Source organism: Caulobacter sp. GW821-FHT10E02, from assembly GCF_059415225.1.
The window spans coordinates 216346-228098 of record NZ_JBWKMV010000004.1; the positions used below are offsets into that span (position 1 = coordinate 216346).

Here is an 11753-nt window from a genome sequence, read left to right on the forward strand (position 1 = left end):
TGAACCGGATTGGGAAGCACCCGGGCTCGCCGGGAGTAGGTTCATTTGTCGTCGCTGCCGAGCGCCGCAGCGAATGGGTTGCTGACTTCCGCCCAGTGGGAAGACAAACTCGTCGCGCACTCTGCGACCCGACGGCCCTTCGGGGGGCAGATTGCTTACATTTATCGACGCGCCCCCTGCGGAGTTGGCCCTGGCGAGCCAGATCGAGGGACTTGATGACGAGGCGGCGCAAGCCTGTTTCCTCGCGCATTTCAGGCATCGAGACATTTCTGATTGGCTGTCGGGGCATTGTCGGCCGCCGACATATGACACTGGCGGATGGTCGGCAACGCGGTGAGCGTGCGAATGGCGAAGTGGGTCGCCGAGCGACTGTCCCTTGAAGTCACCGAGTTCGACTCTAGAGCGATTGAAGGCCTTCCACGTGACCGAAGTTGGCCGTCGGCAGCCTGGGGTCATCGCGGCGAACGGAGCCGATCCGAGGTATCCGAGTGGCCGGTGGCGGTGGCAGGACCTCATCTCGCGGGATTCCTTACACGCAATCCGCATCCTCTCTCTGCCAAGGCAACCACTGGGTTTCACGCTCGCCTGCTCAAGAGCTCACTCCGCTACGAGGAGCTCTTGGAGGCTGACCTCGCCCACCACATCGAGCGCCAGACCCGCAGGTGATGCGCACGGTCCGTGCCCGAGAGCAGCAAACCGCTGCAAGCTCGTCCGGTGTACGTTGGAGCCCAACTAGGTCGCGTGATTGGCACGGGCGGCGACGGTGTCGCAGTCGTGCGACGTGGTCGCGGATCGATGAAGCTGCCACCTCGACCTCAAGACCGATGTGATCTCGCCGTCCGCGCAATCGATGCGTGTTGTCCTCAACCGCATTCACGCTAAAGTCAGGGAACAGGGACCGCCTTCAAACACGAAGGGTGAACTGCGGCCGGGGGGCGGAATGGACAGTGCGAACATCGCGCTGCGAGCAGTTTTAGGACGACTGACCTTGCCGAGGACGGGTGATCAACCCGACGGCCGGCCACTCTACGCCTACAGGTTTGACCGCGATGATTTCGAACTGGCGCGCGAGGCGCTGAAAGCGGCCGGCGCTTCCGCCCTGACGACCTTGCATGGTGGCGCGCTGTTCGTGGCGTTCGCCGCCGAATGGTTCAGGCGGGATCGAACGGGCGGTCACTGGGATTGGAAACGTCCGCTCCTGGAGATCGGTCTGACCTACGGCCAGGACGAACCCCGGGCCAATATTACCTACGATGAAGTCCGCGCGGCCGTCGAAAACGGACTTCGCTGGTGGAGACGGCCGCCCCTCACTGACGGCGGGAGAATTCTGGCAATCGTGAAAGAAGCGGGTTTCCCTGCGGCTGCCATGCGTGACAATCGCCGGGTTGCAGACTGGCTGCGCAACGCCGTCCGCCTCATCGAACGCGGCTTCACCGCCGCCGACGCGGTCCGCAGCGAAGCCTGGCGCCTTCATGCCGACTCCATCGTTCAGGTCACCGTTGCGGCAGCAATAGAACTTAGCGAGGCGTTGGTCCGGTTGAGGACAATGATCAGGGAGCGCGGCGACGTCGCCGTGGACCCGATCGCCATGCTCGATGCGACAGAGCCCGATTGGAGAGCGCGGCTGCCCTTCGAGCTTGAGGCGCAGGACATCGTCGCGGTCGTCGAAACCGTGTTGAGGTCGCCGCTAGACCGCTCGTCAGCCCTCTTCGTCACGCGTCGCCTCCGACTGTCGAAGGGAATCTGGCGGGCTACAGCCGCCGTGGGGCTTACGGGCGAGTTAGAGCAACGGAGATTGCCGCCCTCGCTCGCTCGGCAACTGACCTCCGCCCTACGGGTCCGCATCGTCCCGCGTGGCGATCTGGCAGGGCGGACCAACGCGCTCGCCGCCCTCGAACGGTTGGGAGACGACGAGCAGGAAGCGGAAGCCACCTGGGCGTTGCGTCCGTTGCTCAACGGCTTCGAGGTTGCCATGGACCTCGACGTTGATGTCAGACTCGGCGCCGTAGCTGGCGATCGGTTGCTCGGCGAATTCCTAGCCTATGCCGGGGAGGGCCTCGCTTCCGGAGTCGTTGTCCTGGAGCCGGCAGGTGCCGGTGAACCGGATGAGATCGAGGAATTGCTCGTACTCGGAATTTCGCCTGTCAGAAGCAAGCGTCCTTGGCTGGCGCTCGCAATGTCGCCGGAGACGCTGGAGCGTATCCGGTTCGACGGCACCCGATCGGACCTCGGAAGGTGCGCCGACGGGCGAGTGTTGATCGCCTTTTCGGGAACAGCGAGCCTGGCAGCCGAGGACGGCGCGACCATGCGATGGCGCACGGGAAGCGACACGACCGAAAATCCTCGACTGGTGTTGGTCGGTCCGACGATCCGTCAGACGCGAGAAACGGTGTTTCGTGGCCTGCCTCGCGTTTGGCTGGAAACCGGCGACGTCTGTCGAGAAGCACCCCGCCAGGATCTCAAGTGGCGACCCCGAGGACGGGGGCAATGGCGACCTCTCGGGGAGGGGGTGCCGTTCGGCAACATCGCGATCGGTGTATTCTCGTCGGGTGCACTGGTCGCGTTCAGTGGGGTGACCGTTGTACCTCCGGATTTCGAACTGGTTCCATCACGGTCCAGGACAGGCCTGATAGTGCGAGGAGCCGAGGGCGCCAGGCTGTTGGCGCAAGCGCGACGAGCTCTGGGAATCTCCCTTGAGCCAGACGGCGATTTCGTCGATCTCCAAGGTATCGAGCCCGGACAGACGGTGACGCTCAAGCTCTCCTGGGACGCCCGCACCGAGATCACGCTCTGCAATCCCGTGACGCGCCAAGCCCTGATCTTGCCGGAGGGTGGGCAGGCGCCACGGCACCTGGCGCTGTCGATCGACCGGCTGCACGGATATCACCTGATGACCGCCGAAAGGGGGCGGCTCGTATTCGAGCTCGTCACCAAGTTCGGGCGGCTACGATCGTTCTCGCGAGGTGTTCACGGCGAGGTGCCCTTGATCGCCTACCTCGACGACCTACGAAATTTGCTGGGCAGCTCGGATTCCCTCGATGCCGCAGTCAGACTGTCGTGGATCGGTGGCGGCGACTGGCTCTGCGAGATCAGATGGTACGACCTCGATCCGCAACCCTATGAGAATCTCGATCGGACAGTGTTCGGGGCGTCGAGATTGGCGCTCCTGGGGATCGAGTCCGTTCGCGCGTTTTCGATAGCCGATCCAGCCCATGGCGTGACCGGCGTCGCCGCGGCGGAGATCGCAACCCTCCCGCAGGAGCTGGACCGGGCCATCGGCGGCGGACCTTGGCTAATCTTTGGCAAAACTCGCACCGGGCAAGTGCTACGGCCCAGGACGCTCGCCTCGGCGACGGGGGCGAGCGGAATGGATAGCGCCCTGGTCGCGGCGGTTCGAACCCCTCAGATGGAAGCTCGGGCGCGTCGTCTCGACGAGCTGGCCAAGTCACCATCCGCCTGGTCGCCGGAGGATCGTCGGCGATTGCTCGATCTCGTCAAACTCGCGGCGACCGAAGGCCTTCCCTACGCAGCCTTGGATCCACTGCGGATGCTGGCTCAGCATCCCGGCGCGGCTATCTGGCTGCTGGCGTTTTGCGAGACTATCGAAGAGCGGAGCGCGGTTCTCGCCATTCAACGCGATCTGTCGCTCCTATGGGGGGCGACCCCGATAGAGCTATGGGTGGAGGCGTTCGAGGCGCGGGCCGCGTTCCTCGTGGCTCGCATGGAGGAGGCCGGCATTGACGCGGCCATGGCTCCATCCATGATCGCTGCAGCGCTTTCACAAATCCTGGACTTAGCGCCGTGTCTCGCCGTTCAGGTGCGATCAGTTCTCCTCGTCTGCGTCGCGGCCGGCTGCGCAACCTCGCTAGCGGCCACCGCAGCACTCGCCGATCGTCTCCGCCGAATCTATTCGGACGCCAACGAAGTCGATCTTGCCGGACGGACGAATCTTTTCGTGCAGCGTCATGTGGACGGACCGTCGCCGCCTTCGGGGCTGGGTCTGGCGGCGGCGACGCACAGCGCGCGGCTCTTGATCGACCGGTTCGGCGAAGGCTTTGCCGACGTGATCGCAGCGCCCCTGGCTGCCGCCAGCGGCGCCTTTGACCGGGCCGGACCCGATGCAGCGACGGTGTCCGCCTGTCGCGAGGCCTGGCTGTTTGATCCGGAGCACTTCGAGTCCACGACCGCAGCGGCCTTGGTGGCCTGGGGTGCGACCGGACCACCTCGCCGCTTGGAGACCACCTCTTGATCGATCTCGAACAATTGCTGCGACGGGTGCCGATCGACGCCGCGGACGCCGTGGTGGGCATGGCGCGCCTGAAGTCCGCGACCTTGAACGCGACCCTCCGGGGCCGGCTCGGCGGACCCGCCGGCGCCGAGGGTTCGGTCTTGTCCGAGCCCTTCCTAGAGGGCGCCTTTCCCTGGCTGCCCTATCCTGGCGGATGGGACAGCCTTCCGGACGGCCTTCTCCACCCTCGAACGTTGGAGGTGTTGCGGAGTGTTTCGCGCCCGCCCTACCAGCATCAATTGGAAGCTTGGCGTCACCTCTGTCGTGACGATCCGAGTTCCGTCATCGTATCGAGCGGCACCGGGTCGGGGAAGACCGAGTGCTTTTTCACCCCGATCCTCGACCGTCTCGTCAGGAAGTCCGGTGGCGGCGGGACCAGGTTGGAGGGTGTGCGCGCCCTCATGCTCTATCCGCTAAACGCCTTGATCAGCAGCCAGGAAGAGCGCCTGTCACGCTGGTTCGAACCGTTCGGCGGTGCCCTGCGCTACGCGCTTTACAACGGCGAGACTCCCGAAGACGCGCCGACCAGCGGCGAGCGGCGGTTTCCCTGGAAGGTCGACAATCGTCGCGCGCTTCGGGATTCCCCACCGCCGGTGCTAGTCACGAACGTGACGATGCTGGAGTACATGCTGATCCGGCAGAAGGACGCACCGATCCTTCGCAAGTCGCAAGACACGCTCGATTTCATCGTGCTGGACGAAGCCCATTCCTATGTCGGAGCACAGGCTGCGGAAATCGCCCTGTTGTTGCGCCGGGTGGCGCTGGCCTTTGGCCGGAGCCCCGATCAACTTCGCTACGTCGCGACGTCGGCCACCATCGGCGACGGCGCCGACGAACAGCTGCGAGGATTCCTGAAGGACCTGTCGGGCGCGCCCGACGACCAGGTCTTCGTCGTGAACGGGCGCCGGGCGCCGCTTCCACGAGCTCCCGAGGCGACGCACGCCACCGAACCACCCATCGCGCTGCGTGATCTCTCCGAAATCGAGGCTGGCCGACACCTCGCCGCCTCGAAACCGCTGCGCGCGGTGCGCGAGCGGCTGCGCAGCGGCGAGGTGATGTCGTGGTCGGCCTGGACCCAGACTTGTGAGGAGATCCTGGATCGACCGGCGTCGGATGGTGAGGTCGTCGGCCTTCTCGTGGAAAGCGCGCGAGCTCAAGATCCGAATGCTGAGGCTTCGCTCGCGCTCGCTGGTGCCGACAACATCCTGCCGGTTCGGGTACATCTGTTCCACGGCACGCTGACGGGTCTTTGGGCCTGTATCAATCCGCAGTGTCCAGAACGGCCCGATGCCGGGTCGGATACCTCGGACTGGCCTTACGGCGCCGTATTCGCAGAACAGCGGACGCGATGCTCCCACTGCGAATCCATGGTGCTTGAGTGGGCCTTCTGCGGACATTGCGGCGACGGTGCATTGAAGGCGGAAGAGTACGACGGCGGCGCTCGGGTAGCGCAATGGACCGAACCCGGAAAGGACGACGAGTTCGAGCAGACCCTTGAGTTGGACGAGACATTCGGCGAGGAGGCCGAAGATGGGGAGGTGGAGCTCTCGCCCGTGGTCGCCGTATCCCGACGATACCTGGTCGCCGCCTCGCCCCAGCGTCTGGCTCGCGTACGGATCGACGGGCGGACAGGCTTCTACGCCGAAGGCGACTCGACCGCCGGCTTGAACTTTCTCGCCAGCACAGATCTGGGCCGTTGCCCATGCTGCGATGTCACCCCGCCCCATCCTGATCTCAGGAAGGGTGTTCTGCGATCCTTCGTCGCCGGCGCGCCGTACCTGATGTCGCAGATCGCACCGGGGCTGTTGACGCACCTTTCTCCCCGCACCGACATCGAGCCGGGGGCGCCGTTCCAAGGGCGCCAGCTGATCACCTTCACGGACGCGCGTCAGGGTACGGCTCGGCATGCCGCCAATATTCAGATCGCGTCGGAACGGGCCTTCGTACGCGGCTTCCTCTATCACACCCTTCAGGAGCGAAAGCCTGTCGATCCGACCGCGCTCGCAACGCTGAACAAGCGGATCGAAAAGCTTTCCTCCCTCGCATCCGACCCGACTTTCGCGGAGATGCTACGACAAGCCAATGAAGAGAAAGCCGCGCTTTCGGCGGGTGGAGGCCCCATAGCCTGGCCGCATATAGTCGAGCGGCTCGCGGGCGACCCGACGCTGAAAGATCATTTGCGGGAGATCTGGAGGGAGCGCGACGAGCGTTTTCAGGATTCTTCTCGGCTCGCCGAATTTCTTCTCTATCGCGAGATCATGCGCCGACCGGTGCGCGCGAACAGTGCCGAGACGCTGGGTCTCGCGCGTTTTGTCGTCCCGACCGTGGACGGGCCGTCCGCCCTGCCGCTGCCCGGCGCCGCGACCGCCCTCGGGCTGAGCGAGTCCGACTGGGCCGATGTCGTGAGGCTGCTGCTCACGCATTTCATTCGAACGAACGTCGCCCTTCAGTTCGACCACGAGGGCTGGATGCCATGGATCGACAGACGGCAAGTGCCGGTGGAAGCGACGCTGCGACGGCCGGATTCTATCTCCAGCCGCTACGTACGTTTCTGGCCCTCCGCGCGGCGCACGCGACCGACACGCGTCGTGCGCCTGGTGGCGCAGTCCTTGGGCTTGTCCCTGGACGACGCCGGGGCGCGAGACCGGCTCGACGAACTCTTCGGAGCCGCCTGGACGCGACTGCAACGCTTTACGGTAGGCAGCCCCAACGGCGTTCGTTTCAAACTGGACGGATTCGAGCTGGCTCCCGTCGAGAAGGCCTTCGTCTGTCCCGTTACTCGCAGGATTGTGGATACGACGTTCAGGGGACTCAGCCCCTATGATCGTGGTGGGCTGCATGTGCCGGCGACGCCGGTGAACATGCCGCGATTTCCGTACTCGTGGCGACGCGACGCCACCGGCGCCGTCGTCGAAAAGGAGACGGTCGACCAATGGCTTGCGACCGACGTCGAAGTTGCTGAACTGAAGCGTCTCGGCGTCTGGGGCGACCAGCAAGAGCGGGCCGCACGACTAACGCCCTGGCTGAGGGCGGCAGAGCATTCAGCGCAGCAGCCGGGATTTCTCCTGCGGCGGTACGAGGACGAATTCAAACGTGGACAGATCAACGTCCTGGGTTGCTCGACGACCATGGAAATGGGTGTCGACATCGGGTCGATAGAGGCGGTCCTGAATACCAACGCTCCGCCAGCCATCGCCAACTATCGGCAGCGCGTGGGCCGTGCCGGGCGCCAGAGACAGCCCATCTCGGTGGGTCTGACACTCTGTAAGGACCGCCCGCTGGATCGCGCCGCCTTCGCGGAGCCAGAACTTTTCTTGAATCGCGAGGTGCGCGCCCCGAGGGTGAGTCTGGAAAGCCCGACGATCGCGCGACGGCAGGCCAACGCCTATCTCCTCGCCCGCTTCCTGGGCACCCGTGGTGCAGAGCTCCACAAGCTCACCAACGGCGCCTTCTTCGGATTAGGGCGAGATTCCGAGGCTGCGGGGGGAGGAATGACTCCCGCGAACGAGTTCCTGCAATGGCTGGATCGAAGCTCCGGCGACGACGACGTCTTGCGAGGCTTGGGCGTATTGTTGGCAGGGACGCCCCTGCTTGGAGGGACGACCGCCCGACCCGACATGGACTTATGGGCCAGCGTGCGGGATCAAATGGAGGTGGTCGGCGCGGAGCTGGCTGCGGAGTGGGAGGCGCTCCAGGGGCGCGCCGCCGCCACGACGGCGCCGACAGATGGCCGTCTAGTAGTTGCTAGAGCGCGCGACCTTCAGCGTGAACGGCTGGAGCGTGGATATCTCCTGAGCGAGCTGGCTGGACGAGGCTTCCTGCCATCGTACGGGTTTCCGACTGATGTGGTCCAGTTCGCGACCGAGACCCAGGGCGAGAAACGCAAGCGTAAGGCGGAGGACGAAAATCGCCTTTCGAGCCGGGGTTACCCGTCGCGTTCACGCGACGTCGCGATCTTCGAGTATGCGCCGGGACGCAGCATTGTTGTGGACGGTGTCGTGCGGGAATCGGCTGGCGTCACCCTGAACTGGAAGCGCCCGATATCCGAGGAGGGGGTGCGAGAGGTGCAGAACCTGCGCGTGGTGAGCTCATGCGGACGTTGCGGGGCGCTCTGGTCGAGTCCGACGGCTGCCGCGCGAAGCCTTTGTCCCGAATGCGGATGGACCGAACCTAGGTCGATACGCTTCCTGAGCCCGGGCGGGTTCGCTGTCGCCAACGACTTCAAGGTTCACGACGATCCATCGGATCTGGGAGCCGGCTCGCCGGTCGATCCATGGGTCTCGGCGCGCGGGGGCGCCTGGCGAGCTTTACCAAACCCCGACATCGGACGCTTCCGGGCCAGCCCGACGGGCTTGGTATTCTGGTTCAACCCCGGGCCCAACGGACATGGCTTCGGGATCTGCCTCCATTGCGGTCGGGCTGAGGCTGAAACCGAAGCGGACGGGGGACAAGCGCTGCCGAACCATAGGCCCTTGCGCGGATGGCCACGCAACGAAGTAGGTGGTCTGTGTACCGGGACGCCGGAGATCAATCCTTTTGCCGTGCAGCGCCGGCTTCGTCTCGGCCACGAGATCCGGACGGATGTCTGCGAGGTGCAGCTCTACGAGTGCTCGTCGGCCGCGACGGCGCTCGCTATCGCTCTGGCGCTGCGCGAGGCGGTCGCCCGCAGACTCGGTGTCGATGCTGACGAGATGGGTTTCGCGGCGCCTCCCGCTGCCGATCCCCTCGGAACTCGGCGTAGCTGGAGCGCGGTTATATTCGATCGCGCCAGTGGTGGCGCCGGATTCTCCTCAACCCTCGCCGAGAACCCGATCCCGATCTTGACGGAGGCTCGGGCACTTCTCGATTGCATTGGTCCAGGCAGATGCGGCGATTGCGAAGCCGTGACGGTCTGCCCGCTTTGCGTGCTTGGCGCCGACAGCCAACACAGTGCGGAGGATACAGACCGGAAGGCGGCCTTCGACTTGCTCACCGATGTTCTCGCACGCCTGGTTCTCCCGCATGAGCACCGCCTCTTCGGTGCTTCCTCGGAGTTCGAAAGCGCGCCCCTGGCCGTCGCGCTGGCCAGTCGCCTCCAAGCCAATCCCGCCGCCGCGCTGACCATCTTCCTGTCCGGGCGCTCCGATGATTGGGACCTCGACGATTGGCCGATGACACGGGTTCTCGATCTCTGGGGTGGGCGGGGGAGAAAACTGGCGGCGGCCGTGGATGGCGCCGCGCTCGCCACGGCGGATCCCGTCACCAGACGACGGGTCGTGCTCTGGGCAAAACACGCCAGGCTCAACCTCGTCGACAATAGGGAGCCCTCGACGGCAACTCCCCTCCTTGCCACGATCTCCGTCGGCGACAACGCTACGTCTTGGGCCTCGGCTCGCACCGAAGCGGCGCAGATCGGTCCGACTTGGGCCGCCGTTTCGGTGGCTCCAATCGTCAGGGGAAAAGCGGCGTCAGCCCACGTTGTGCGCTCAGTCATCGATCCAGAAGGCCTCCTGCGAGAACAGATACGCGAGGCCGTCTTCGAGATCAGCGGCGAACTCGATGGGCCGGTCGCCGGCTTCGGCGCGCGGTTCCGGGAGTTGATCCGCGCCGCCAACCCAGATCTCGCTCGCGCCTTTGACGAGCCCTCGCTTAAGCTCACATATACGGACCGCTACTTGCTGAGCCCTTTGACCGTACGCTTGCTCGGGGAGCTCCTGGCAGGCTTCGCCGGGCCAGCGACGCGCATTGAGGTGAGGACGCTGGCCGCACGGCCCGGTGGCGATTCAAAGGGCGGTGTAAAGATCGATAAGGATTGGCGTTCGATAGCCGATCGCGACCTGATCCTTAGAACAACTTTGGGGGCCGTTTCACCGCTGGCGTCGCTGGAGACGTCCCATACCATTCCGCATCGGCGGCGGCTGGACTTCCGGACGAACGCCGCGAGCGGGACCATATTCTTCGATCAAGGTGTGGGATCGTGGCGCACCGCCAACGAAACGTCCTTCGACTTCGGCGACACGCCCAACGGCCAGATCGAACAAATTAGGCGGGCGTTCGAAATCGTAAATAATCCTCACGGGACATTTGTCGCGGTAAGGCTCGACCCAGTCGGCGCGTCTAAATAATGCCTCAAGGGCAGCGCTCGATATTGAACGGTGCCACCACCAAGACACTCGTAGGCAATTGCTCCTTGAAACGCTCCGCGAGATTGCCGCTCAGCCTTGGTTCATCCCTTCTGGCGCTTAGACGCTTCTTCAGTTTCGTTGGGCCCGCTTGAGGCGACGATCCGATCGATTGACGCGGATCAAGTCTGGTTCGCCGATGTATTCGATGTCGCTCGACGGCCGGTCAAAGCGATCGAGCGCGCCAGACAACGCTCTCCGATCGCACCATGATCCGAGGCGCAAGGAGGGCGGAATGACAGATGACGAAGTGGAAGCGTTGCTGAACGAGTATAGCGCCAAGCGTTTCAGGGCATTTCAGGATGGCCACATCGCGGCGCCTCCGGCTGCGCCAGAAGGGTTTGAGAGCGAGATCGGCGCCACGCTCTGGTACGTGGGATACGTTGGGGCTCCAGAAGCTCTAGCTAGGGCTGGGGCCACAACTGATCAGATTTCGGCCATCCTTCGGTCAGCCAAAGACCGGTTCGGCATCGTTGAGCCTGAGGATTTGATCGACATGCCCGACGATCTCGTGGCCGACATCGCTGGAGATTTGGAGGCGGCGCTGGCCCGAGAGCCTGAAGGTGCTTTCCAACGTCTCGACGAGCGCCACGTGAAGTGGGTCAAGGAATATCGCGTCCTGATCTATTCCGATGAGAGCAAGCATCGCGGTCGCCCCCACGTAGTGGTCGTACTTCCGGGGGGCGATATTTCGGTGAGCCTCGATGACCCCCCACAGGTTCTGACGCCGCACGGGTATCGGGGCGAGGCTAGCGCATGCAAGGTGATTGCCAAATATCGCAACCGCCTCGTTGATCTGTGGAACCGCACCCGTGCCGACGATCAGAAGCTACCAAGCTGATCAAAGCCGGGCCTGCTTCTCTCCTGGCACGCCAAGAGGGACCGGCGCGACGTCATCAACGCCCTGCATAGGGGCATGACCCAGGCCGTTCGAGACTTTCACGCCTGGACGGATGAATCGATCGGTGAGTGGGGCGCGAAAAGTTTGGTGGAGAACGCCGGACGCGTGATCGACCTCATCAACGCTGCGGGCCGAGCCTGCAAGGGCACGGCGTCATCAAGGCGGGGCTCTGCTGCAGCGCCGAACGGAAGCCGGCTCAGCACCTTATTGCGACTGCGTCGCACCATCGTCAGTGTTAAGTTGCAATTGGGGCGGCGTTAAGTTGCAACGACAAAGCCTCTGGCGGCCCAGGAGGGACTCGAACCCCCGACCTTCGCTTTAGGAAAGCGCTGCTCTATCCTGCTGAGCTACTGGGCCTCGCGCATGAGGCGCAGGGTCAATAGCGCAAGATCGCGGGCGTGCG

General features: G+C 64.3%; 3 protein-coding genes and 1 tRNA gene. 3 read left to right on the top strand and 1 reads right to left on the bottom strand.

Annotation, left to right across the window (positions count from 1 at the left end; translation table 11 throughout):
* Positions 1-940: 940 nt before the first annotated feature.
* From AC07NI_RS20835 to AC07NI_RS20845, 3 genes are all read left to right on the top strand, one after another.
* Positions 941-4249 (top strand): STY4851/ECs_5259 family protein, encoded by a 3309-nt coding sequence (locus AC07NI_RS20835; RefSeq protein ID WP_494622650.1) that lies wholly within the window; start codon positions 941-943, stop codon positions 4247-4249.
* Positions 4246-10392, top strand: a complete 6147-nt coding sequence (locus tag AC07NI_RS20840) for a DEAD/DEAH box helicase (RefSeq protein WP_494622652.1) — start codon at positions 4246-4248, stop codon at positions 10390-10392. The genes AC07NI_RS20835 and AC07NI_RS20840 overlap by 4 nt, the downstream gene beginning before the upstream one ends.
* Before the next feature lie 292 nt (positions 10393-10684).
* Positions 10685-11290 carry a hypothetical protein gene (locus tag AC07NI_RS20845; RefSeq protein ID WP_494622654.1) on the top strand — a complete coding sequence of 202 codons (606 nt, stop codon included), beginning with the start codon at positions 10685-10687 and terminating at the stop codon, positions 11288-11290.
* Between the two features lie 340 nt (positions 11291-11630).
* On the opposite strand, the gene AC07NI_RS20850 is transcribed toward AC07NI_RS20845, so the two are convergent.
* Positions 11631-11707: transfer RNA gene (locus AC07NI_RS20850), tRNA-Arg, on the bottom strand.
* Between the last annotated feature and the right edge of the window lie 46 nt (positions 11708-11753).